Source organism: Pediococcus acidilactici, from assembly GCA_024970065.1.
GTDB lineage: Bacteria > Bacillota > Bacilli > Lactobacillales > Lactobacillaceae > Pediococcus > Pediococcus acidilactici_A.
The window spans coordinates 575,214-601,622 of record CP103908.1; the positions used below are offsets into that span (position 1 = coordinate 575,214).

Here is a 26,409-nt window from a genome sequence, read left to right on the forward strand (position 1 = left end):
CCCGAGAGCTTTCACTCTCTCATCATTCATACTATACTTAACTACTATCAACAAAAAGAAAGAGGCATTCGATGGATCCACAAACCGTTTTAAAATCTAACTTTGGCTACGACACCTTTCGGCCGGGGCAAGCGCGCGTCATCGACGCCGTGCTTCACCGGCAAAACGTCTTGGCAATCATGCCCACCGGGGGCGGCAAGTCGCTTTGCTACCAAATTCCGGCCCTCATGCAATCGGGATTGACCCTCGTGGTTTCACCGCTCATTTCGCTAATGAAGGACCAGGTCGACACCTTGGTGGACAACGGCATTCCCGCAACCTTCATTAATAGTACGTTAGATTACATGGAAATTAACGAACGCTTTGCGGCCGCACGTAATCGACAGATGAAATTGTTGTACATTTCGCCAGAACGGTTAGATTCCGACTACTTTGACCAGCTGGCTTCCTTACCGATCGATCTGTTGGCAATTGACGAAGCCCATTGTATTTCACAGTGGGGTCATGATTTTCGGCCTAGTTATCTAAACCTGACTGACTTAGTGCAACATTTGCCAACTCGTCCGACGATCATTGCGCTGACGGCGACAGCGACTCCGCGGGTGGCCACGGACATTAAGGAACGCTTAGGAATTACCGAACAGGTTCAAACTGGCTTTGCGCGTGAAAACTTGGCGTTTAAAGTGATTAAAAACCAGGATAGCGACCGCTTCTTAATGGACTATCTCAAGTTAAACCAGGACCAGTCCGGAATCATCTACGCCAGCACGGTTAAGGAAGTGGAGCGACTTCATCGAATTTTAACTAAGAAAAAGTTCAACGTGACGATGTATCACGGGCAACTTAGTAAGGCGGAGCGGCGCCAGAACCAAGAGGACTTCCTTTTCGACCGGGCACCGGTAATGATTGCCACCAACGCGTTTGGGATGGGAATTGATAAGAGTAACGTCCGCTTTGTCATCCACGACCAGATTCCTGGCAGTATCGAAGCGTACTACCAAGAAGCGGGGCGCGCCGGTCGGGACGGCCTGCCTAGTGAAGCAATCCTCCTTTACAAACTACGGGACGTGCAAATTCAACATTATTACATTGAAAGCTCGGAACGGGACGAGGAAAGTAAGGAAGTCGAATACCAGAAGCTTCAGGCAATGAGTCAGTACGGCAACACCCAGATGTGTTTGCAACGCTACATTTTAAATTACTTCCATGAAGATGGTCCGGACTGTGGATACTGCGGGAACTGTTTAGACACTCGCGAAGCGCAAGACATCACCATTGAAACTCAACAAGTTTTGTCGTGCATGCACCGAATGGGCGAACGCTTTGGAAAAGAAATGGTGGCACTCGTATTGACCGGTTCGCAAAACCAGCGCGTCAAGCAGTTTCATTTTGAAAAGTTATCGACGTACGGTCTAATGAAGCAAAAGACCAAAAAGCAGGTTACCGAGTTGATCGATTACCTAGTTGCTTCGGGGATAGTCGCGATGGAAGGCGGCCAGTATCCCGTCTTGAAAAATACTGCGGCCGGGCTAGATATTTTGCGGGGCAAGCAACGGGTAACCCGCAAGGTGGCGGTCAGGGCTGAAAAATCATTGCCAACTAACGACGCCTTATTTGAAGAGTTGCGTCAGCTACGCCGTGATTTAGCCGAAGAACAACACGTTCCACCGTTTGTAATCTTTTCGGATAAGACCCTCCGCGATATGTGCGCGGTGCTTCCGGAGACGTTGGATGAAATGTTAGACGTTAAGGGAATTGGGGAAAATAAATTAGCCAAATATGGCGAACAGTTCCTCAAAGTTTTGCAAAATTACCAAGAAGCTTAGTTTTTTATAAAGGTGAGGCAATTTTTGGTTAGTTAGGACCTAAATCGTTTTAAAATACAGGAAGGTAAAAATCTTCAATCGGATTGGAAAGCGATGTGTTATTTAACTTAAACTAATCGCGCTAGGAGGATGCTTTTTGCGTTTTAGAACATTTTGGGGATGGCTGTTGATTTTTGGGATTGCAGCGTGGTTGATTAAAAGCGACGTGGTGACAATTCCTGCCGGCGTTCAGCAAACCTTCCGCACGGGAATTAATAAAGTAGCGACCAGTCTAGATTCAGTGATTGACTCCAACTGGAACTTTAACCAAAATAAGGCAACTAAGGCGGATCAGGCGAGTGGAAAAGCAACCCCGGTCGAATCGGTAGTGAAGGGAAAGAATTTGTCGAAGACCTATTACTACAGTTTTGCGCCGAATACACCGGAAAATGTGCAAAAGGTTTTTCAGCAAGCAATCAAGCAGTATAACCAGACGGGAATCGTGGAATTAGAACCTGGGCAAATGCATAACTGGCTTAACCACGTAACGTTAGGCGTTTATCAAAAGGCAATGCCGGAAAGCCAGGACCACACCATTGAATTAGGAGTGGGCGGACCTGACGTAATTGAACAGCAGGGGGTCGTCAGCCGAATTGCTAACCATGCTTCGGCCAAATTAAACACTTACTACGACCGCTCGGTTTCTCAATCGGTGGCGCTTCACGAACTTGGCCATGCCTTAGGTTTAGACCACAGTCAAAGTTTAACCTCAATTATGTATCCCATTGACCGCGGGCAACAAGGTTTAAGCGAACAAGACTTGAATGGTTTACGGTCGATTTATGGGAAGCAGACGGATGAAAATCAGTAGTCTGCAAGAAAAAATTTAATAGGCTTAACCCTTGAGATGAGGGCTTTTTTAGGCAATTAAAAAACGACTGGATATGTTCTTCCAGTCGTTTTTTGTGTATAATGGCTGTCGTTGTCTAAACTAGCTTAGAATGCGATGCGCCCGGTGCTAAATGAGCTGGTTTAAGATGACGATTCTGTACTTTATTTTTGTTACAAAAGATTACAACCGAGTTACAAAACCAAGTAAATTAAGTGACAACGTACCCGCTTGGGTGCGATTTAGTTGAAACTTACCCTGTTAAATGATAGATTAAATTGTGACTTATTGAAAATGGAGAGATACTGTATGAAAAAAACGCTAACGTGGTTAGGGGTTACAGTAGGGTCTTTAGTCGTCTTCGCGGGCGCCGGCTTCGGGTTAACCTTAGTCAATAAGGATTCTCTAGCTACGCACTTTATCGAAAAGTACACGGGGTCAAAATCCGACTCCGCAAGTAGTTCAGGTACCACATCATCTTCGTCCGATTTGCTTAAAGTATCGAAAAGTTCCAACCTCGATTCAATTTTAAACAACGGCGAATATAATGGTTCAGCAGCATTAAATACAGGTAAGAAAATTCTCGTTAGTTCACGTGGCTATGGCAACCACGCAAACAAAATTACGATGACGCGGGACAGTCGTTTTGTGATGGGGAGAATACAAGACGCAGTTAATAACGCGGTCATCATGCACTTGATTGATACTGGTAAGGTGAAGTTAAACGACAAACTGGCAAAGTATGATAAGGACGTTGCCGGCGCCGATTTGATCACCGTTAAGGAAGTTATGAACCAAACTTCGGGTCTGTCAGCTTCTAATTTTACGGCCAATGCTTCAGCAAAGGACTTAATTAAAAAGGTTAATTCTGAGGCTGCGTATGATTCAGCAAGTGAAGGTACATATTCGGATTCAAGAGTTAATTCAATTTTACAAGCAGCAATTATTCAAAAGGCGACCGGTCAAAGTTACCGGGCGGTCATTGAAGACTTGCTGGATCAACTTGAACTTGACCAGACCGAATTTGGTTTGAAGAATAAAACGGTTGATTACTATAAGAGTGACAATTCGCTTAACGGTACGAAAGTTTCGTTGGACGATTTGGACACCAAAGCAATCAACCGGCTTGGCAAAGACCAGCTGGTTAGTTCGCCTGGCGACATGGCGCAACTCTTCAATTATCTCTTCAATAGCGATTACGTTTCTTCGGCAACCTTAGACAAAGTTTTCAAGGATGCGAAGGGGCACGCAGCCGGCTTTTCCGTCGACGGCGATTCATTAAGCCTGGCCCAATCAATCGCGGGCGGGCGTAATCGTGTAGAATGGAACTTGAAGGACCAGACGGGAACCTTCCTATTTAGTAATTACGTTAACGGGGAAGATAATCTCGCATCAATTTCAACAAATATGTTTGACTACTTAAGATAACTCTCGGAGGATTTCATGGAAACTGCAGAAACACAACAGATTAGTATCGGCCAAATCTTAGCCATACTTCGAAAACATATTGGATTAATTTTTGCTAGCACGTTTATTATTACTTTACTGGCTGCGCTAATGACGTTCTTTGTAATGACGCCTAAGTACAGTGCAACCACTCAAATCTTGGTTAATCGGAAGCTGTCGGATGACATGGCGGGCGCACAATTACAACAAACCCAAGCCGACGTGCAAATGATTAATACATATAAAGACATTATTACTAGTCCAACGGTTTTACGCGAAGCGGACGCAAAGTTAACCGGTCTACCTGGTTACAAGAGCGGCGTTGATAACTTAAAGAGCTCCATTTCAATCAGTAGTCAACAAAACTCCCAAGTTTTCTCAATTAATGCCAAAAGTACCAACCCGAATACGGCAGCTAAGATGGCAAACGAAACTGCTAAGGTCTTCAAGCGTAAGGTTGTAAAGATCATGAGCATCAACAACGTTTCGATCGTTTCTAAAGCTGCTCCAGACGATGATCCAGTTAGCCCACGGACGAAGCTTAACATCGCAGCTGGAATCGTAATTGGTTTCTTACTCGGGGTCGGCCTCGCGTTCTTACGTGAATTTAGCGACCGGACGGTTACCTCTGAAGAATTCCTTACTGACGAACTTGGTTTGAAGGGTCTTGGAATTATTAGTGAGATTGACGAAAATGAAATTCGTCGAAAAATTGCTCCTAAGATTGGTGGAAACAAACGTCGCGATGATGGCGAAACTAGAATGCGCAGAAGGGTCTAGGTGATAAGCATGTTTTTTAAGAAGAAACCAAAGTTAGATAATGAAAGTCTAAAAAACGGGGTCGGTTTGATTACCTATAATGATCCCACTTCCACAATTGCTGAACAATTTCGGACGGTGCGGACAAACATCCAATTCTCGTCGGTAGATAAGCAATTAAAATCAATCGTCTTTACTTCTTCAGCACCATCCGAAGGAAAGTCGACCGTCAGCAACAACGTAGCAGTTACCTGGGCTGACCAAGGTAAAAGTGTGTTAATTGTCGACGCGGATATGCGCCGTCCGACTGTACACCGGACTTTCCGGACCAGTAACGCGGTTGGATTAAGTAATTTATTGGCTGGAACGGGTAGCTTGGATGATGCGATTCACAGCACGGTAGTAGATAATCTCTCCGTAATGCCGAGTGGTCCAATTCCACCTAACCCATCCGAACTTTTAGGTTCGACCAAGATGGTCAACCTTTTAGGGGTGCTCACCACTAAATTTGACTTAGTTATTATCGATGCACCGCCAGTAAATACGGTTACCGACGCACAAGTTTTGGCTGCACGTGCGGACGGGACTGTTTTAGTAGTGCCACAAGGAATCGCGGACAAAGCGGGCGTTCGGCACGCTAAACAAATGCTCGAAACGGTTCAGGCAAATATTTTGGGTGCTATTTTGAACCGGGCATCTGCTGAAAAATCAACGGGGTACTATGGTGGCTATTACGGTGGCTACTATGGTGGTTATTATGGAACGGATGATAAGTAATCATGGGTTTAATTGATTTACATTGTCACATTCTGCCAGGGGTTGACGACGGTGCGAAAGATCTACCGATGGCGCTTGATATGGCACGTGAAGCGGTCAAACAAGGGATTTCGCACATTTTGTTGACGCCGCACCACATGGACGGAATGTACACCAATCATAAAAAAGACGTTATTGCTAAAACAAATGCTTTTCAAGCCGAACTAGACAACGCAGGGATTCCGTTAACGGTTTTTCCGGGGCAAGAAGTGCATTTGACTGGTGAATTGCTAGATGCAATTGACCAAGACGATATCTTATTTATGGATGAAGCAGGTAAGTATCTGTTACTCGAATTTCCGCACAGCGGAATTCCGGAGTACGCAGAAGACATGGTCTTTGAGCTAATTGCCCGGGGTATTACTCCGGTGCTGGCCCATCCTGAGCGAAATCACGGATTTCAAAAGAATCCGGATCGGTTATATGATTTCATCGAAATGGGTTGTTTGTCACAATTGACCAGCAGCAGTTACTTAGGCGTGTTTGGCGACCGCGTCGAAGAACTAACGCAACGCTTCATTGACGCTAACTTAGGTTTTATCTTCGCGTCCGACGCCCACAATTTTAAGGGGCGCCGTTTCTTAATGCGGGACGCATTTAATAAATTAACGAAGAAGACTACTGAAAGAAAGGCAACAAGTTTTAACTACAATGCAAAGGCAATCGTAAATGGGGACGCGATTGCCACGGACGATATACTGCACGTATCGGAAGCTAAAAAAAGAAAGAAAAAGAGGTTCTGGTTGTTCTAAAATGGAGATTAAAATGACAGAAAATAAAAAGATAGTGGTTGATGAGCAATATCAAAATCGACGTTTTATTTATCATTTTTTTAAGCGAGCAATAGACATCATTGCAAGTGGTGCAGGTTTAATTTTGTTATCCCCATTATTTTTAATAATTAGCCTAGCAATTAAGGCCGAGGATCGGGGACCAATTTTTTATTCACAAATAAGATTGGGAAAGGGTCAGCGGCCTTTTAAAATGTATAAATTTAGATCAATGATCGTCGATGCTGATAAAAAGCTAGAAGATTTACTTGAAAAAAACGAGGTCGATGGGGCCATGTTCAAGATAAAACACGATCCCCGAATTACTAAAGTGGGAAGGTTCACACGCAAACACAGTTTGGATGAACTTCCTCAATTGTGGAATGTATTGGTTGGCGATATGACCTTAGTTGGACCACGTCCGCCGCTGGAACGGGAAGTTGCGGAATATTCAGAATACGATCGTCAGCGGTTAGCTGTAAAACCTGGTTGTACAGGATTATGGCAAGTTAGTGGCCGTAATGATGTAGATTTTGATGGAATGGTGGAACTGGATCTGAATTATATTGAGAATAGCGGGATTTTATTTGATATTAGCATTTTATTCAGGACAGTTGCGATAATTTTTAAGCCGAATGGAGCGTATTAAGGTACATGGATTCTAATAAGGTGAATTTATTTGATATCGAATTTGATAGTATTAGTATGGAGGAAACAGTTGAATTAGTTGATGAAAATATACAATTAGATAAAGGACTGCACCTCCTTGGAGTTAATGCAGATAAAATTAATGAGATTAATAATAACGAAAGATTAAAAAAAATTTGTGAAGAAGCTGAAATAATAAATGCAGATGGTGCTTCGGTTATATTAGCATCAAAACTACTTGGTAAACCTCTTCCTGAAAGAGTTGCGGGTATTGATTTAATGCAAGAATTATTAGAATTAGCCAACAAAAAGAAATACCCTGTATACTTTATTGGTGCTAAGAATGAAGTTGTGAGCACGATGGTGAAAAAATTAGAAAAAAAATATAAAAATTTGCGTATTGCAGGTTATCGAGATGGTTACTTCAAAGAAAGTGAATGGCCGCAAATTTCTGAACAAATAAATCAATCAGGAGCAAAATTAGTTTTTATTGGTATTACCTCACCGATTAAAGAGTATTTTATTGATTTTTTATTAAAAAATGAGAGCCATGCTGTACTTATGGGTGTAGGTGGAAGCTTTGATGTGCTATCGGGAAAAATTAAAAGAGCTCCAGAGTGGATGCAAAAATCTAATTTAGAATGGTTATATAGAGTTTCACAAGAACCTAAGAGGCTTTTTAAAAGATATTTTGTGGGCAATACAATTTTTATAGGAAGAATAATTAAGGAGAAAGTTAATGCGAAAAAATAAAGTATTAGTTATTTTTGGAACACGACCAGAAGCAATAAAAATGGCTCCAGTAATTAAAGAGCTGGAGCAACGAGCAAATACTTTTGAGACTGTTGTTGTTACAACTGGACAACATAAGGAAATGTTAGTACCTATTTTAGAGACATTTAAAATTAAGCCTAATTACGATTTGGATATTATGAAAAAATCACAAACATTAGGTGATATAACTATTAGTATTTTAAAAAAGCTTGACCCGATTATTAAAAATGAAAAACCTGATGTTGTGCTTGTGCACGGAGATACAACAACGACTTTTGCGGCAGGATTGGCTGCTTTCTATAATCAAGTAAAAATTGGGCACGTAGAAGCTGGTCTTAGAACATGGGATCTCTCTTCACCGTTCCCTGAAGAAATGAATCGCCAAAGTGTTGATGTGTTGAGCGATTTTTATTTTGCGCCTACTTTATTGAGTAAAAGAAATTTGGAAAAAGAAAATCATTCAATGGATAAGATTTACGTAACTGGAAATACAGCAATTGACGCATTGAAATATACAGTTTCTGATAATTTTACTAATAATGTTATTAATAAATTGGACAAAAATAAGAAGACCATACTAATCACGATGCACCGAAGAGAAAATATTGGTAAGCCTATGGAAAATGTTTTTAAAGCGGTAAATAGCATTTTAGATGAACATAATGATCTACAATTTGTTTTTCCTGTACATAAAAATCCTGCTGTGAGAAACATAGTGGATAAGTACTTAAAAGGTAACTCACGGGTACATCTTGTAGAGCCAATGGACGTAATCGATTTTCATAACGTTATAAAGAAATGTTACCTAGTTATGACAGATTCTGGAGGTGTACAAGAGGAAGCTCCGTCGTTACACACCCCAGTACTTGTTTTGAGAACTGAAACTGAGCGTCCTGAAGGGGTACAAGCTGGAACGTTAAAAATCGTTGGTACAGATGAGGAAAATGTTAAAAGAGAAGTAGAAAGCCTACTTAACAATGAAGAAGAATATACGCGTATGAGTAATGCAAAGAATCCATATGGCGATGGGAATGCAAGTGTAAGAATTGCAGATGTATTGGAGGAACATTTGAAAAATGGCAGAAATTAGAGATTTACAGGTTCTAGAACTTGATTTGGCTAATAATTTTGCTATTTTTTGTAAAAAATATAATCTTAGGTATTTTATGATTGGTGGGACACTATTAGGAGCTGTACGTCATAAAGGCTTTATACCTTGGGATGATGATATGGATTTTGGTATGCCAAGAAAAGATTACGAAAAAATGAAGAAAATCTTATTGAATAACAGCTATCCTGGATTGAATGTACAAACATACACCGTAGATTCTAGTTATAAATATGCATTTGTTAAATTAGTGGATAATTCTATTGATGTTTTAATTGAAACAGGTGTAGAAAAACAGGTAGTGCCTGCATGGATCGATATATTTCCTTTGGATTATGTTCCTGATAAACCAGTAGTAAAAAAAATGCATTTGCTGAGTTTACTTTGGACTAGGGCCTTAATTAGTTTGAATAATATTGATAGAATTGACTTTACTAAAAAAAATAGACCTTTCAGAGAAAGAATATTGATGAAAATTGGTAAAAAAGTACATTTTAGTAAATTCTTGAATTTAAACAAACTGTATAATCGACTTAATTCTAAATTAATGAAATTTAAGGAAAGTGAGGGAGATTACTGGTTAAATATAATGGGTTCCTATAAAGAAAAGGAAATGTTTAGAAGGGAAATTTTTGGGAAAGGCAAGTTATATAAATTTGAGAACACCAGTTTCATGGGACCTGAATTTGGTGATGAGTATTTAACTGAGCTCTACGGAGATTATATGACACCTCCGGAAGACAAAAATCATCATAAGTCGACTATAATTTAGTTTTATGTGCTAAAAGTATCAATAATAATACCTGGAGGTTTTTTTTTGGGGAAATATTACCTTACAGCTATCCATAGTGAAGCTAATCATGCGGGCTCTAAAGCTCAATCTGACATCGCATCTATTTTAAATAAAAACGGTTTTTTGAGTATATATGTTGATGCTGAACAGACAAAGTGGGAAAAAAGATTATTTTTTAGAAAAAATATGTTGAATAAGCTTTCAAAAATAGATGAAAAAAGTCTATTTCTTGTACAATACCCATTTTATATGGGAAGATATGCAGATTTTATAATTACGGATACAATAACTAACACATTCGATAGAAGTGCTATTCTGATACACGATATACCTTCGCTAAGAAATAAACTTGAGGACAAGTACGTAAAAAGGGAAATTAATATTTTTAATAAATATAAATTTGTTATTGCTCATAATGAGAGTATGAAAAAATGGCTTGTGAAAAATGGATGTAAATCTAAAATAATTTTATTAAGTTTATTTGATTACTTAGTTGATGACCAGATAGATGAAGATAAAAAAATTAGTACTAACAAAATTTATTTTGCTGGAAATTTAGAAAAGTCAAAATTTGTGTATGATAAATCTATTGGCAATAACTTTAATGTTTTTGGAATTAATCATATAAAGGGAAAAGGAGCTTTTACCTATAGAGGTGTTGAGACACCTGAAAATTTAGTTCGAAAGCTAGTAGTAGAAAATGGCTTTGGACTAGTATGGGACGGTAATAGTATTAAAAGCTCGGACGATTATACAAAATTTAATAACCCTCATAAAGCTTCAATGTATTTGGCTAGTGAAATGCCAATAATTGTGTGGGATCAATCTGCACTTGCTAAATTTGTAATGGATAATAAGCTGGGAGTTACTATTAAGTCACTAGATCAAATTGATGATGTTTTGAATAACATAGAAGATATCGATATAATTGAAAAAAACGTAATTGAATTTGCTAAAAAAGTAAGATCTGGTTTCTTTACAGAGCGAGCAATTAACGAACTTACATAGCAAATTATTGTGTATGGAGGTTTTCTTTTGGAAAAGATAACTTATGAAAGTGAGCCAAATAAACCTGAGTTAGCTGAATGGATACTTATTTTACTTTATCAACTTGTCATAATTTTTGGTATTCTGCAAGTTTCAATGTATAAATATTATTTAACAGGTGGATGGATGAATAAGGTAGTGCTACTATCTGCAGCATTAATGGTAGTAATAGCTACTTTTTTCTTCAAACGTAGCTTGGATCAATGGCTTGTGTTTTTGATTTTTACATTATTTGCGGTGTTAAATTTTCAAAAAACTGGAAACACCCAATATTTATTATTTATAAGCGTTGTTTTTGGTTTTAGTGGAATTAAAAATAAAAAAGTATTTCAAGTGTCCTTATGTACAAGTATTGCTCTGATTTTCTTCATTTTTCTAATGAGTAAATTAGGATTTATAGATAATCTTAGTTACATTAGGGGTGGATATATGCGACAATCGTTTGGACTTATTTATCCGCTCACATTTTCTTCATACATTTTTTTTATCTGTTGTTTATTTGTTGTGTCTGTAGACAAGATCAATTCGTATGTGGAAGCTGCAATCTTAGTTGGTACCGCACTGTTAGTTTTAAGGTATACGAATTCGCGTAATGATGCACTTTCTATAATACTACTAGCCTTAGCATTATTAGTAAATAAATTACACCCTATAATTAAAGAGAAACTAATTAATATAGGAATAGTAATAATGCCTATAGTAGCTTTTTTCTCTGTTTTTGTAAGTAAAATAATATCTAATAATTCGCCTTTGCGAGGGATTGTTAATTCAATAGCAAGTGATAGGTTGTATTTACAAGATGAGCTATTTAATTATTTCTCTCCTAAACTATTCGGACAAGTAATTGCCGAAAATGGTAATGGTGGATTGGAAGGTAAGAATGTTATATTAGGGTATTTCTACATCGACAGTTCATATACTAGGATATTTTTCCTAGGAGGAATACTAATATTTATTGTATATGTACTCATTTGGATGCGCGGTGTTAGAAAGCAGAAACTAAATAGTAATTATTTGATTAGTTTTATCTTATTTATTATCTGGATAAATGGTATTACGCAGGATAATGCGCAAAATGCGATTTTTGATTTTATGATGCCAATTCTTTTTATGGATAATCTGAAAATATCTAAATCAAAGGATATGGCAAAATTGGATAAAAAAACTAGTTTGGAGAACTATGTATGAAACCTTTATTTTCATTAGTTATCCCAGTATATAATGCTGAAAAATATCTTGATCGTCTTTTTCAATCAATTAATAAGCAAAGCTACAAAAATTATGAAGTTCTTATTATAGATGATGGCTCCACAGATAATACTAAAGAAATTTGCTTAGATATGACTAATAAGAGTTCAAGATTTAGTTATATTAGACAGAAAAACGGTGGCGTTTCAGTTGCTAGAAACAGAGGATTAGAACGGGCAAAAGGAAAATATTTATTTTTCATCGACGCAGATGATGAGTTGATGGAGGGGGCATTACAGCAGCTAGCAGATACTGTAAGTGAAGATGAAAAGATAGATATACTTTTTTTTGGGAAAAATAATTTAAATAAATATGGGAAAATTATTAGTACTACAAGAATGCAAAATTGCCCGACGGATGTAATTAATTTTAATCTTTTAGATAATATTTTCAAAAATAATCTCTTACCTATTACATTTAATAAAATAATTAAAAGAAATTTTATTGGCGATGTTAGATTTCGAAACATATCAATTGGGGAAGATTTTCAATTTTATTTAGAGTTACTAAATAAAATGCCTGTAATTAAAGTAACATCTTCAGTTTTATATAATTATTACATGGAAAATGGTAATTCACTTTTTAAAAAGTATGATAGTACGAGATTTAATGTATTAAGAAAGCAAGCAAAATTACTGTATGATTTAGGAAGAAAGTTAACTTCTGATAAAAAAATGTTATATATTTTCAGAAATAATATTAACGCGTATTCTTTGGATATGCTTTTGATTAATATTTTTAGAAAAGATAATACTGATAATTTTTTTGATAAGTTAAAATCAATAAAAGAGTATAACAGTGCATTTGGAATTGATTTTAAGCATATGACGTACCCATTTAGTAAAAAGAAAAAAATTAAGTTATTTCTTGGAAACAAGGTTAATTTCGTAAAAATGCTCGGATTATCGTTGTTATACAAGATAAAGTGAGGTTATTTTTTGAACAATCTTATAGTTGCCCCAATGCTAACGGGGAAAGGTGGCACAGAAACAGTTTTAAAAGGCGTTTTGCAACGCTTTAAAAATGATAAAGATATAAATATGCAACTATTGCTACTCGGTAAACCTGGAGACACTCAATGGCTAAAAGATTTAGAGGTGGAGCAGGTACATATAATTAAAAGTAAAAATAACATTATACGGACAATTATGTTGTTTATTTTCTTAACATTACATCCAAAAGTTGATAACTTAATTGCTATAAGTACAAATATTATACACGTGGCAAGTGTATATCGAAAATTTACAAGAAGAAAATTTTCGATATATTCTTGGATTCATTTTTCATTATTTAATACCACTACAGTTAACGCAAAATATTTACCTGAGGCCGATTACCATCTTGCAATAAGTTCGGGTATAAAGAATCAACTAAGAGAAATAGGTATAAAACCTGAAAGGATAAATATTATCTATAATCCTATTCCAATATTTAAAGGTAAGATTGAATATAATAACCAGAATGATTATAAATTACTTTATATTGGAAGAATTGAGTATAACCATCAAAAAAACATTGAAAGTTTATTAAAAGCACTTGTACTAGTAAAATACGATTGGAAGCTGGATGTTGTTGGAGATGGGGAAGATTTGAATAAGTGTAAGAAATTAGCAAAAAAATTAAAATTAGACGATAAGATTACGTGGTATGGTTGGCAAACAAATCCTTGGCAAGTTGTTACGAATACCAATGCATTAGTGTTACCTAGCAATTTTGAGGGATTGCCCATGGTACTTCTTGAATCATTAAGTAGAGGAATACCATGTATTTCTTCCAACTGCCCTACTGGACCGGAAGACATTATCCGAGATAAAGAGAATGGTAGGTTAGCACAAGTTAATAATGAATTAGATTTGGCAGATAAAATTAACTGGATGATAGAAAATAGAGAGAAATTTAATCAAGATTATCTTAAAAGTAGTATTAAACTGTTTTACGAAAATGAATATTATACAAGATTGAAGAAAGCTTTAATTATGTAAATTTATTTTAGTGAGGAGAACAATGGAATATTTAGTTGTAGGTTCTGGCCTCTTTGGCTCAGTCTTTGCCCACGAAGCGGCAAAGCGAGGACATAAAGTTAAAGTGATTGAAAAGCGCGATCACGTTGCGGGAAATATTTACACTAAAGAAGTTGAAGGAATTCAAGTTCATCAATATGGTGCGCATATTTTCCATACTAGTATGAAGAAAATTTGGGATTACGTAAATCAATTTGCTGATTTTAACAATTACATTAATACGGTGATTGCTAATTATAATGGTGAGATTTATAGCATGCCGTTCAATATGTATACATTTAACAAGCTTTGGGGAGTTATCACTCCTGACGAAGCTAAGGCAAAGATTGAGGAACAAAAGAAGAGCGTCAAACTTGATGGTAAGCCTAAAAATTTAGAAGAACAGGCGATTTCGTTGGTTGGTCCTGATGTTTATCAGAAGTTAGTTAAAGGTTACACTGAAAAACAATGGGGACAATCAGCAACCGATTTACCTTCCTTTATTATTCGTCGTTTACCAGTTCGATTTACATACGACAACAATTACTTTAATGATCCATACCAAGGTATTCCGATTGGCGGATATACCCAAATTATCGAAAAAATGTTGGATCATGAGTTGATTGAAGTAGAAACTGGTGTAGACTTCTTTGATCACAAAGAAGAATACTTAAATTCCGGGGCAAAAATTATTTTTACTGGAATGATTGATCAATTCTTTGATTACGAATTGGGCGAACTAGAATATCGAAGTTTACGTTTTGAAACTGAAGTAATGGATGTTGATGACTATCAAGGTAACGCGGTGGTTAACTACACTGATGCTGAAACTCCATATACTCGAGTTATTGAACATAAACATTTTGAATTCGGTAAGGGTAACAAGGGCAAAACAGTGGTTACTCACGAATATCCAAAGACTTGGAAGCGTGGAGATGAACCATATTATCCAGTTAACAACAAACGTAATAAAGAGCTTTATACCAAGTATGTTGAGTTAGCTAAGGAAAAAGCACCAAGTGTATTGTTTGGTGGTCGTTTAGGTCAATACCGTTATTACAACATGGATCAAACGATTATGGCTGCTTTACAGACGGTTGAACACGAATTTGGAGAAAAATAAATATGCAAGTCGTTAAGAATTATCTTTATAATGCTGCTTATCAAGTATTTATTCTGCTAGTTCCTCTAATTACTACTCCATATTTAGCCAGGGTTTTAGGACCGACTGGAGTAGGGATTAATGCGTATACAAATTCAATTATTCAGTATTTTATTTTGTTTGGAAGTATTGGAGTGAATTTGTATGGGAATCGACAGATTGCGTATGTGCGTGATGATAAAGATAAATTAACGAAAACATTCTACGAAATATTTTTAATGCGGGTAATGACAATTATATTGGCTTATGCCGCATTTTTAGTATTTTTGATGTTTACAGGTAGTTATCATACGTATTATTTTGCGCAGTCGGTTTCAATTATCGCTGCTGCCTTTGATATCTCATGGTTTTTCATGGGAATGGAAAATTTTGGGGTAACAGTGTTACGAAATTTAATTGTTAAAATTTTAACGCTAGTTAGCATTTTCTTATTTGTCAAATCGTATAGCGATTTATATATATATATATTAATTTTGTCACTATCGTTACTTATTGGTAACTTAACCTTATTTCCTAACTTGGGGCGTTATATTGGAAAAATTGATTTTAAGCAACTTAGAATTTGGCGACACTTAAAGCCTTCGTTGGTATTATTTGTACCACAAATTGCTACTCAAATTTACTTGGTAGTTAACAAGACCATGTTGGGTTCGATGACTTCTGTTCAATCAGCAGGTTATTTCGATCAATCAGATAAAATGATTAAGATGGTTCTTGCAGTAGTAACAGCTACTGGAACGGTAATGCTTCCTCACGTTGCCAATGCGTTTATGAAGGGTGAGGTTGAGAAAACCAAGGAGTTTTTGTATAACAGTTTTTCTTTTGTAACTGCAATGTCAGTGCCAATGATGTTTGGAGTGGCTGCAGTGGCTCCAAAGTTTGTTCCATTATTCTTCACAGACAAGTTTATGGCAGTAATCCCATTGATGATGCTTGAATCGGTAGTTATTTTGTTAATTGCATGGAGTAATGCACTGGGAACGCAATATTTACTGCCAACGAATCAAAATGGAGCATTCACTAAGTCAGTTATTATAGGAGCAGTTGTTAATATAGTTATTAACATCCCATTTATTTTGGCTTGGGGCGCTTTAGGGGCAACTCTTTCAACCGTACTATCAGAATTGGCGGTTACTGCATATCAGTTGTTTGTTGTTAGAGAACAAATTAAGTATCGTAGTTTATTTGCTGATACTTTTAAGTATTTATTTGCTGGTTTAATTATGTTCCTTACCGTATTTTTCTTAGATAATAAGTTGGGGAATAATTGGTTAATGTTAATTATCGAGGTAATAGCTGGCGTAGTTATTTATTTTGTATTATTAGTTGTACTAAAGACAAAAGTAATTAAAGATGCGAAGAACATGATTAAACGATAAGTGGGTATTAAATCAAATTGCGGGAGTAATAAGAAAGTATATTATTAATAGCTCCTGTTAATTTAGCTAATAAGGGAATCAATATCTAATGATTTATGAAGTATATTTATATATCAAAGAAAGCCGTCAATTACAATGATTGACGACTTTTTTATTGGGAAGTTAGGCTATATTTACCAAATTCCTGAAAACAAATGGTGTATTCCTGGTAGCTATTTTCATAAAATATCACTAAAAGTAATTAAACAGAATCACAAAAAATCATTCAAATGTATGCGCTTTAATGATACTGTTATATCTGACAAACAGTATGTGTTAAAACATAAAAATTTGAAGTTATGTAATGATGTATCGCCGTTCTAATTGCAAATGGGGATAAATATGCTGTTATTAAAAAAGCTTATGTTTCCAATTTTTTAAGAGATATTGACGTTTTTACGGGGAGGGGTAATACATGATTAATTCTAGTCTTATAAAAAAATGCCTTTTAGGCGTAGTGTGTGGGCTAAGTGTCGGAATTTTACTAAGCGAGAACAGATATTTTGTTAAAGCTGACACGGTAGAAGACTACAAAAACGTCTTGGATATAAGCGGCAATCCGACCGCAAATTTCTATTCAAAGAACAAAAAAGTATCTACCAATAAGTACTCATCTTTTTCAGATCAAGGAGCTTGGCATGCTTATTATTTGCCAAAAGAAGGGGTATCTTCGACGTATGGTGGTTTTCCGGGACCCATGATTATAGCTGAAGAATATCCAGTCAATTTGTCGCACCAAATTTCTAAGCTACATATTATCAACGCAAAAACTAATAAAGAATTTAACTTTGCGGACGCTAAGAGAAGTTTTAACTATTATCCAGGTCGTTTGAACCAGGTTTACAAATTTAAAAATTTGACGGTTACTTTAGACCTAATCTTTACTGATAACCGTACGGCAATGGTTAGGACGAACATTCAAAATACTGGCAAGACTAATCTAAGTTTAAAAGCGTACTGGACGGGAGACATTATTAATAAATTAAAGACCCGGGAAAAGAAAACGGTTAATTTTAAACAACGATTGGTGGGAGGTACTAACGGAGTAAAGATCAAATTTTCGAAAGTTAGAAACGATAACTATTATATGACCACCGCTGGTAATCAGTTTAACGTGGTTTACAGTGCGCCAGTTAAAACTAGTATCAAGGGCGACAAATACAAGAGTAGTTTAAATAAAACTCTTACCGTTAAACCAGGCGAAAGTCAAAGCTTAGAATCTACCCAATCTTATACCTTTACAAAAAAAGAGGCTGATGCTGAAATAGCAAAGGCCAATGATGATTTTGCAAATGTAGATACCCTCTTCCAACAAAATGAAAATCGGTGGAATAACTATATCACTAAGACAACTGAAAAAGATAAAAGTAAGAAGGAAGTTGCTAACAAAGCCAAGTATGATCGAGCGGCAGTTAAAGGAATGGAAACTTTAGTAACCAATTGGATAAGTCCAGCTGGAGAACTAAAGCATGATAGAATCGTTCCTTCGATGTCTGACCAGTGGTTCGAAGGCTTATGGGCATGGGATTCCTGGAAACATGCCGCTGCTGTGGCAGAGTTTGACCCAGAGTTAGCGGAAAGTTCAATTAAGGCGTTATTCGATTATCAAATTACTAAAAAAGATAAGGTGCGTCCGCAAGATGCCGGGATGATTCCCGATGCAATCTTCTACAACAAGAATAAGGAACGAGGCGGGGATGGAATTAACTGGAATGAACGTAATTCCAAACCACCATTAGCTTCATGGGCAGTTTGGCAAGTTTATAAATCAAACCATGATAAAGCTTTTTTGAAGGAAATGTATCCTAAATTGGTTGCCTACCATGATTGGTGGTACTCCAATAGGGATTACAATAAGGACGGTTTAGCTGAATACGGCGCGACGGTCGATCCATTGCATTACAAGAAGAATAAGCACAATCAGAAAGTTGTTAATAAAGAAGAAGTAATTCTTGCTTCCGCTTGGGAATCTGGAATGGACAATGCGGTAAGGTTTGATGCTACTGGAGTGGGTAAAGCCGATAAAGGTGTTAAAGTTTATCCAGATAAGGACAGCAAGGGTAAAGTTGTTGGATATTCAGTTAACCAAGAATCCGTTGACTTGAATTCTTACTTGTACGCTGACAAGGGATTTTTAGCGGCGATTGCCAACGAACTAGGATATACCGCTGATGCTGAAAAATATACTGCCGAAGCTTCACAATTACAGAATAAAATTCAGTCTAAAATGTTTGATAAGAAAACCGGGTTCTTCTACGACTTGCAAAGTAACAAGGATGGTTCGACTTTGTTGCTTTCAAATCGGGGTAAAGGTCCGGAAGGAATGATTCCACTTTGGGCAAGGGTTGCAACGAGTGCTCAGGCTGATCAAGTAAAACAAGTTCTAATGAACAAAAAGATGTTTAACACTTACATGCCTTTCCCAACTACTTCTCGGGATAACAAAAAATTCACGGCAACTCAATATTGGAGAGGGCCAGTTTGGTTGGATCAAGCGATGTTTGGTATTGAAGGATTACAGAATTATAACTACAATTCTGAGGCACTTAAACAAACCGAAAAGCTATTCGACCACGCCGAAGGATTAACGGGAAGTGGACCAATTCGTGAAAACTATAACCCATTAAACGGAGATGGTTTGAATTCGTCAAACTTCTCCTGGTCTTCGGGGGTATTTTACATGTTGCACCGCAATGTTTTAGGTGATGACCAAACGTCGTCGCAGCAGTATTTTAAGTAGGACAGGTTAAAGAATAAGTAGACAAACAAAAATCCAGATGACTTAGGATGGTGAAGCCTGAGAATCTGGATTTTTTATTATGCGTAATAAAATCATATATCCTATTTACAAAGCAGTTTAAAACCAACTAACGAAGGATTTGTTTAAGTATTTGATTAACGAATTCAGAATGCTCTTTGAGAATTGACGCTCAAGCTACTAACAACTGAACATCGTTTAACTTGAAGAGGAAATTTTTTCAGGGGGTAGGAAAAAACAGTGCAAATGTAAGCGGTTAACAAAAAGGTATACTGACGATGTTGAGTAATTCAAATAAGAAAGGAGGGAATAACATGAACAAAAATATGGCTTCTTTATTGGATGTCCTACTACAACAGGATGACTATATAACTGCAACTCAACTAGCCGATATATTAGGGGTCACCGAGCGAAGCGTACGTAATTATGTGCGTAATTTAAACGGGGGAACAGCTAATTCATTAATTATTTCGTCTAATGAAGGTTACCGAATCCAAAAAGAACCATACAACGATGCGTTAAAATCTGGCTTATTAGGAAAAGAAGACAATCTGCTATTTGTCCTTGCTTTTAATCTTATGAACGTTCGGGAATATACTTCGTTTGATAAATTGGCAAGACAAGTGAACTATTCGCCTGAAGGAATTAGAAAAAAGGTCCAAGAACTTTTTAAAAAGATTACCGAAAGTAACCTGAAACTTAAAATCGATTCTAAGATTTTTACTGGGATTCGAATTAAGGGTGAGGAAGGGCAGAAGCGGCTACTACTCGAATTGCTTTTGCCGCTCAACCAAATTACTAAAGAAAATATTACTAAGTCACTACAAGAACTTGTTGAAAACTTATTTACTCAGTCCGATATACGAACTGAAAGTGACGTTCTTGATAAAGTGTTTTCTTCAAAAAACGTGTCTATGGATTTTATGGTATATGTGAAGATTTTATGCCATGTTTTAATTCTTAAAAGAAGGTGGATAAATGGTGAAAGAATTGTCGAACTGAAGGCAGATAAGACAATAAAAAAGTATGCAGAGTATATGGTTGCAGAAGAATTATTAAGTGCTCAACCAATTGTGATTAAAGATCAAGCTGAGATAGAAGCCTTAGCAAGCTATTTATTAGCCCTCCCGATAAATATTCCTAATCAATATGCAATACCGACTGAGGAGGGGAAAAAGCGGAAAATTAGTAATGCCCTAAAGCAAGTTGAACAGTATTATAAGTTACCAATTTACTCAAATGATAACTATTACAGGCAAATTAGCAATCATATCTTCCGGCTGCTTTATCCGTTAAACGAAAGTATTCCAATTTTCAATCCTTATTCAAGAGAGACAAAAAGAGAATACTTTTACGCTTATTCAATAGCTTGTTATTTATACGCGCTTTTAAAAGAAGACTTAGATATTAAGATTCCAGACTCGGAAGTGGCATACCTGGCGATGCGAATTCAGCTAATTTTGTTGGAGATTGAAGAGAAGGCTATAAATGCATTGTTAATATACAAGGGCAAGAGCGCCGAAGCTGAATTATTTAGATATAAGCTGAAAACCCGCTTTCCGAACTTAGAAGTTAAAACACTAACCTATATACCGACAGAAAAAGAATTATCAGGTTGTCAATTGATAATTGAGGTTGGAGAAGCGCAAACACTACAAGGTAACAATGTGGTGCACGTAACGCGTAGTCTTGAATCGCAAAACATAATTGAAATCCAGAAAACCATTGATCTAATTGGTACAAATCACTTGATTGAAAATATGGACTACTATCATATGAACGTTAAAGATGCAGATGCAGCTATTAAGTACCTTTTAAAAAAATCTGGATACCAGAATTTGTGTCCGTATTTTTTGGAACGAGAATCGATGTCTAGTACTGATATTGGTAATCGAGTTGCTTTACCGCATCCGTTTTTGAAGGGTTCGGAGACCTCTTCAAAAGTAATTGTCGGTATTAATAGTCATGAAATTTTATGGGGCACCCAAAAAGTTAGATTAATCATTATGTATATCCCGGATGCTAATTTAAAAGTTGACGAAGCTTTCTTCAATGAGGTTTATCAGAAGACAAAAAATATTGGCTATATAAATAAATTAATTGATACAAGTAGTAAAGAAGAATTTATAAAAATTTGGAACGAAAAAAAGGAGTAAATTATTATGTTATACAATGCGAAAGATTTATTAGGCGTAGCTTACAAGAATGAATTTGCAGTTGGTTCGTATAACGTTGCGAATAGTGAATTTGTGGAAGCAATCATCGCTGCAGCGGAAGCTAAGAATGCACCGGCAATTATTCAAATCCACCCAAATGAAATCGGTTTAGTTGGCGAAAACTTTATTGCATATGTCCGTCAAGCTGTTGATCGTACAAAGATTCCGATGGCTATTCATGTTGATCATGGTGGGAGCTTAGCTGATTGTATGAAAGGCATCCATAATGGCTATACATCAGTAATGATTGATGCTTCAGCGGAAAGCTGGGAGAACAACATTGCCATTACTAAAAAAGTTGTCGAAGCTGCGCATACAGTAGGAGTGTCCGTAGAAGCCGAGTTGGGTACGATTGGCAGCAATGAATTAAGTTCCGAAAATAATGGTGTCAACGAAATTCTCTACACTGATCCTGAGGATGCACGCAAGTTTGTCGAAGAAACTGGTGTTGATACATTGGCTGTTGCGATTGGAACGCGTCATGGCCACTATTCTCACGTTGAAAAGCCAGAGTTACGCATCGATCTGTTAGAAAAGATTCATGAAGCCGTTGATATTCCATTAGTTCTACATGGTGGTTCAGACAATAAAGATTCAGAAATCATGAAGACATATCATCATGGCGTGGCCAAAATTAACTTATCAACAGATATGAAAACCGCATTCTTTAAACAACTCCGGAAAAACTTAAAAGAAAAACCAGACGCTTACGAACCAGATCAACTATTCCCGTCGGCCCGTACAGCAGCACAAAAAGTTGTAGAAGGTAAGATGGATCTATTTGGTTCGACTGGTAAAGCAGGTTTGTACAACATTTAGTTTAAAAAATTTTAAATATGGAGGTGAAGAGAATGCAGATTGACGAATTGATAGACGTAAAAAATATTAGTGTCACTAACGACTCGCTAACTAAGGATCAGGCGATAGAAAGATTAGTGCAACTATTATCTGAAAGTGGAGTAGTTGATGATAGTGAAGATGTCACTAAAGCGATTTTTAAACGAGAAAATGAAATATCTACTTCGGTAGGGTATGGCGTTGCGATTCCCCACGCTCGTAGTAAGGCTGTAAATAAGGCTAGCATTGCGATATTAAAGGATCTCAACGGGATTGAGTGGGGTGAAGATCGAGTTAACCTGGTCTTTATGATTGTTGCCGAAGAAGCAGCATCAGATGAGCATTTGAAAATGCTATCCAAGATCTCCACGTTTCTCATGGATGAAGTTTTTAGAGCTAAGCTATTAGTTGCTACTTCTAGTAAAGAAATACTCGACGTGTTGCTCCAACAAGAGGCGGAGACTACGGTCAATGAAGTCAGCAAAAATTCTGGTAAATATTTAATTGGAATTAGTGCTTGTATGACTGGTATTGCGCATACTTTTATGGCCGCAGAAGCCTTAGCTAATGAAGCCAAGGAACGGGGGATGCGTGTTAAGATTCAAACTAATGGATCAACCGGGATTGAAAACAAATTGACGCCAAAGGATGTTTCTGAGGCAGATGCGATTGTGGTGGCCCATGACGTTAAAGTTGATACCAGTGTATTTGGCGATTTACCTTACGTTGATGTGCCAGTTAAAAAGGCTATTAGCTCTCCAAGCGGCGTGGTAGATGAAGCATTAACGAAGATGGTCACTGGTCGGGCCGAAAGAAAAGATAAAGTGATTAAAGAAACAACGACGGAACCCGAAGAAGAAAACTTATCTGTGGGTAAGAAAATCGCACGCGAATTCTATACGCACGTTATGAGTGGGGTTTCTTATATGATTCCATTTGTCGTAGTGGGTGGGATATTTATCGCTATTTCATTCATGTTTGGAATCTATGCTTCGGACCCTAGCAGCAGTCAGTACAATATCTGGGCTGGATTCTTTAACGAAGTCGGTGGAAATGCCGCATTTAAGCTTTACGTACCTATTCTAGCTGGATTTATTTCCTGGTCGATTGCAGATAAAGCAGGTCTTGCCCCAGGGATGATTGGTGGGATGATGGCCGTGAATGGCGGCTCAGGCTTCCTAGGTGGAATGGTAGCCGGGTTCTTAGGCGGTTATGTAATGCGGTTTATTGTTAAACGTACGCGTAAAATTCCACACACTTACCAGGGACTGATGTCGGTATTGTTTAACCCATTATTGGCAACGTTGATTGTTGGACTAGTTATGTTCTTTATACTGAACACCCCAATGTCAGAATTAATTAATGCGTTGACGTCCTGGTTAAAATCAATGAACGGCGCTAATGCAGCAGTTATGGGAGCCTTGTTGGCCGGCATGATGGCTTCGGATATGGGTGGTCCGATCAACAAGACGGCTTCGGCATTCGGTTTAGCGATGTTTGCTTCCAAAATTTATGGTCCTTCAGCAGCTTTGATGGTCGGCGGAATGGTCCCACCGTTAGGAATCGCAATTGCGACCACACTTTTCCGACGTAAATTTAGTATCCAAGAACGCGAAGCAGGAAAGGCTAACTACGTTTTAGGGGCTAGTTTCATTACGGAAGGAGCCATTCCATTTGCGGCCGGTGATCCGTTGCATACTATCCCGGCTAATATTATTGGTGCGGCAGTTGGCGGGGCGCTATGTATGGCTTATGGTATTACATTACAAGCTCCTCACGGTGGGGTATTTGTAATTCCGATTTCATGTAACCATCCAATTATTTATGTTGGCTGCATTCTCCTAGGTTCATTTGTCACTGCATTAGTATTAGGCTTTACAAAGAAGAATTTGACTGAGGACCAAATCAACAGACAAATGGCAGGTGGTATTATTTAGGTGCCAAACGGTTTTGGTTATTAGTAAATTGCTTCAGAGGATTGCATAATATCAGAAATAGAGATATTTAGAAAGACTGAATGGCATTATTAATTTTAAGTAAAATACAAGGATAATTTTAACAGCTAAAGTATGCTCTCAATATTTTTGGGAAGCATACTTTTTTGTTTGCATAGAATTAAGTTTTAGGAGGGATGATTTCCCGCAGCATGGATGCGGTTAAGGTCCCGTTATATTTAAAATTTGATAAAGAGGTGAGTGAACATTTGGCAACTCTTTAGGAAGAAAATCCCGTAATCTAAATGGACATAAAACTTCCCCTCACGGTGAAAAAGCTAAATTTAAACAATAATGAAAGGACTTTATTCTAAGAGCGTAAAAAGAAATCATTCATGGAGGTATTTATTATGAGTTTAAACGTGTTATTAGTGTGTGGATCGGGAGCTTCATCGGGCTTTATGGCGGCAAATATGCGGAAAGCTGCCAAAAAAGCAGGATTAGACTATAAAATTCAAGCACGTAGCGAAGCAGAACTTAATGACTACGCTAGCGATATTGATGTTTTAATGGTGGGACCACATTTGAAATCAGAATTCGAAGCGCTTCAAAAAAGTGTACCTGACAAGGTCGTTACGATTTTGATGAAGCCAGATTACTATTCAATTTTAGATGGGGCGGCGGCTGTTGAACATATCAAATCGGAAGTTTAACTAAATGGAGGTAGCTTAATGAATAAATTTATGGATGCCTTGAATAACGGATTTGCTCCGCGTGCGCAGAAGGTGGCTAATAACGAATGGGTTTTAACCATTAAAAATTCAATCCTACAAGTCTTGCCTTTTATATTTGTAGGATCACTGATTACCTTACTTGATATTCCAGAGAACTTTTTTGACTGGTGGCCAAATCTATCGCCTATTAGCAGTTTTACATTCGGACTAACTTCAATCTTTGTTGCTTTCCTTTTTCCGTATAACGTGATGGAGCAAAAGAAGTTGAGTAACCAGAAAATAATTGCCGGTTTATCATCGGTCGCTCTGTTCTTAATGCTTGCTAATCCAACTTGGGATAAGACTAGTTCGATAATATCGTATCAATTTTCTGAATTAGGAGCAGGAGGTATGTTTGTTGCATTAGTTGTTGGTGGATTTGTGGCATTAATAATGGGGGCATTCGGAAAGTTTAGCTTTTTTAATGAGGATACTGCATTACCAGATTTTATTATTTCATGGTTTGATTCAATGTTACCAATTATGATAGTGGTTGGAGCAGGGTGGCTGCTATCTTATGTAATTCACTTCGATTTATACAAGATAGTTCAGCTACTGCTTTCACCTTTATCGTCATCTTTTGATACTTGGTGGGGATTTACCCTTATTCTATTTTTAGACTGTTTTATATACTCAATGGGAATTTCAGGCTGGGTCCTTGCTGGAGTAGAGTCACCAATTATGTTTGCATCAATAGCTGACAATGCTACTAAATTTTCAAATGGCGCTCAAAATTTACATATTTACACGCATGAAGTTATTTTTAGTTTTCCTTGGATTGGTGGTATTGGTTGTACTTTGCCTTTAGTCATAATTATGTTGTTATGGGGAAAATCTAAGAGAACTAAAGCGCTATCGAAAGCAGTTATTTTGCCATCAATTTTTAATATTAATGAACCAGTTGTTTTCGGTATTATTGCTTGGAATCCTTACTTAATGGTACCGCTATGGATTAATGGGATAGTTCTTCCATTGATAACCTACTTTTGGCTTAAAATGGGGCTTTCACCAATTCCACACTCGTTAATGCAAATGTGGTATATTCCATTTCCTTTTGTGACATGGTTAGTAAGTCCAGCTATCAGTGCAATTCTTTTAGTAGCAATTTTGTTCTTTGTATCAGGAATGATTTATTATCCATTTTTTAAAATTTACGACAACAATTTGGTCCAAGAAGATAATTAAAAAATTGAGGAAGGTTAATTGGT

Annotated in this window: 22 protein-coding genes; all 22 read left to right on the top strand. The window is 37.1% G+C overall.

Going from position 1 to position 26,409, the window contains the following annotated elements; translation table 11 throughout:
- Positions 1 to 71 precede the first annotated feature (71 nt).
- The 22 genes from recQ (at position 72) to NYR25_02740 (ending at position 26,386) form a co-directional block, all read left to right on the top strand.
- Positions 72 to 1,826 (top strand): DNA helicase RecQ, encoded by a 1,755-nt coding sequence (recQ, locus tag NYR25_02635; GenBank protein ID UWF34323.1) that lies wholly within the window; start codon positions 72 to 74, stop codon positions 1,824 to 1,826.
- Positions 1,827 to 1,962: 136 nt separating this feature from the next.
- Positions 1,963 to 2,676: a matrixin family metalloprotease gene (locus tag NYR25_02640; protein UWF34324.1), complete on the top strand. Its 714-nt coding sequence runs from the start codon at positions 1,963 to 1,965 to the stop codon at positions 2,674 to 2,676.
- A gap of 327 nt (positions 2,677 to 3,003) precedes the next feature.
- Positions 3,004 to 4,122, top strand: coding sequence for a beta-lactamase family protein (locus tag NYR25_02645; protein UWF34325.1), 1,119 nt, complete (start codon positions 3,004 to 3,006; stop codon positions 4,120 to 4,122).
- A gap of 15 nt (positions 4,123 to 4,137) precedes the next feature.
- Positions 4,138 to 4,920 (top strand): Wzz/FepE/Etk N-terminal domain-containing protein, encoded by a 783-nt coding sequence (locus tag NYR25_02650; protein UWF34326.1) that lies wholly within the window; start codon positions 4,138 to 4,140, stop codon positions 4,918 to 4,920.
- 9 nt (positions 4,921 to 4,929) lie between these two features.
- Positions 4,930 to 5,676, top strand: coding sequence for a CpsD/CapB family tyrosine-protein kinase (locus tag NYR25_02655; protein UWF34327.1), 747 nt, complete (start codon positions 4,930 to 4,932; stop codon positions 5,674 to 5,676).
- A 2-nt stretch (positions 5,677 to 5,678) separates the two neighbouring features.
- Positions 5,679 to 6,467 carry a tyrosine protein phosphatase gene (locus NYR25_02660; GenBank protein ID UWF34328.1) on the top strand — a complete coding sequence of 263 codons (789 nt, stop codon included), beginning with the start codon at positions 5,679 to 5,681 and terminating at the stop codon, positions 6,465 to 6,467.
- A gap of 1 nt (position 6,468) precedes the next feature.
- On the top strand, positions 6,469 to 7,134 hold the full coding sequence (locus tag NYR25_02665) for a sugar transferase (protein ID UWF34329.1): 666 nt from the start codon (positions 6,469 to 6,471) through the stop codon (positions 7,132 to 7,134).
- A 5-nt stretch (positions 7,135 to 7,139) separates the two neighbouring features.
- Complete coding sequence (locus tag NYR25_02670) at positions 7,140 to 7,886, top strand: WecB/TagA/CpsF family glycosyltransferase (GenBank protein UWF34330.1); 747 nt, start codon at positions 7,140 to 7,142, stop codon at positions 7,884 to 7,886.
- Entirely contained in the window at positions 7,873 to 8,997 is a 1,125-nt protein-coding gene (gene wecB, locus NYR25_02675; protein UWF34331.1) for a UDP-N-acetylglucosamine 2-epimerase (non-hydrolyzing), read from the top strand. The genes NYR25_02670 and wecB overlap by 14 nt, the downstream gene beginning before the upstream one ends.
- Positions 8,984 to 9,787: a LicD family protein gene (locus NYR25_02680; GenBank protein ID UWF34332.1), complete on the top strand. Its 804-nt coding sequence runs from the start codon at positions 8,984 to 8,986 to the stop codon at positions 9,785 to 9,787. The genes wecB and NYR25_02680 overlap by 14 nt, the downstream gene beginning before the upstream one ends.
- 45 nt (positions 9,788 to 9,832) lie before the next feature.
- The gene (locus NYR25_02685; GenBank protein ID UWF34333.1) at positions 9,833 to 10,816 is read left to right on the top strand and encodes a hypothetical protein; all 984 of its coding nucleotides are present in this window, start codon (positions 9,833 to 9,835) and stop codon (positions 10,814 to 10,816) included.
- Between the two features lie 27 nt (positions 10,817 to 10,843).
- Positions 10,844 to 12,043 (top strand): hypothetical protein, encoded by a 1,200-nt coding sequence (locus NYR25_02690; GenBank protein UWF34334.1) that lies wholly within the window; start codon positions 10,844 to 10,846, stop codon positions 12,041 to 12,043.
- On the top strand, positions 12,040 to 13,032 hold the full coding sequence (locus NYR25_02695) for a glycosyltransferase (protein UWF34335.1): 993 nt from the start codon (positions 12,040 to 12,042) through the stop codon (positions 13,030 to 13,032). Before NYR25_02690 ends, NYR25_02695 begins: the two co-directional genes overlap by 4 nt.
- A 9-nt stretch (positions 13,033 to 13,041) precedes the next feature.
- Positions 13,042 to 14,085: a glycosyltransferase gene (locus tag NYR25_02700; protein ID UWF34336.1), complete on the top strand. Its 1,044-nt coding sequence runs from the start codon at positions 13,042 to 13,044 to the stop codon at positions 14,083 to 14,085.
- Between the two features lie 22 nt (positions 14,086 to 14,107).
- On the top strand, positions 14,108 to 15,226 hold the full coding sequence (gene glf / locus NYR25_02705; protein ID UWF34337.1) for a UDP-galactopyranose mutase: 1,119 nt from the start codon (positions 14,108 to 14,110) through the stop codon (positions 15,224 to 15,226).
- 2 nt (positions 15,227 to 15,228) lie between these two features.
- A complete protein-coding gene (locus tag NYR25_02710; GenBank protein ID UWF34338.1) occupies positions 15,229 to 16,644 on the top strand; it encodes a polysaccharide biosynthesis C-terminal domain-containing protein in 1,416 nt (471 codons plus the stop codon).
- Positions 16,645 to 17,098: 454 nt separating this feature from the next.
- On the top strand, positions 17,099 to 19,423 hold the full coding sequence (gene ygjK, locus NYR25_02715) for an alpha-glucosidase (GenBank protein UWF34339.1): 2,325 nt from the start codon (positions 17,099 to 17,101) through the stop codon (positions 19,421 to 19,423).
- Positions 19,424 to 19,755: 332 nt separating this feature from the next.
- Positions 19,756 to 21,597, top strand: a complete 1,842-nt coding sequence (locus NYR25_02720; GenBank protein UWF34340.1) for a PRD domain-containing protein — start codon at positions 19,756 to 19,758, stop codon at positions 21,595 to 21,597.
- A 6-nt stretch (positions 21,598 to 21,603) separates the two neighbouring features.
- Entirely contained in the window at positions 21,604 to 22,476 is an 873-nt protein-coding gene (locus NYR25_02725; protein UWF34341.1) for a ketose-bisphosphate aldolase, read from the top strand.
- Positions 22,477 to 22,508: 32 nt separating this feature from the next.
- A complete protein-coding gene (locus NYR25_02730; GenBank protein ID UWF34342.1) occupies positions 22,509 to 24,431 on the top strand; it encodes a fructose-specific PTS transporter subunit EIIC in 1,923 nt (640 codons plus the stop codon).
- A 407-nt stretch (positions 24,432 to 24,838) separates the two neighbouring features.
- A complete protein-coding gene (locus NYR25_02735; GenBank protein ID UWF34343.1) occupies positions 24,839 to 25,141 on the top strand; it encodes a PTS sugar transporter subunit IIB in 303 nt (100 codons plus the stop codon).
- An 18-nt stretch (positions 25,142 to 25,159) separates the two neighbouring features.
- Complete coding sequence (locus NYR25_02740) at positions 25,160 to 26,386, top strand: PTS transporter subunit EIIC (GenBank protein UWF34344.1); 1,227 nt, start codon at positions 25,160 to 25,162, stop codon at positions 26,384 to 26,386.
- Positions 26,387 to 26,409 lie beyond the last annotated feature (23 nt).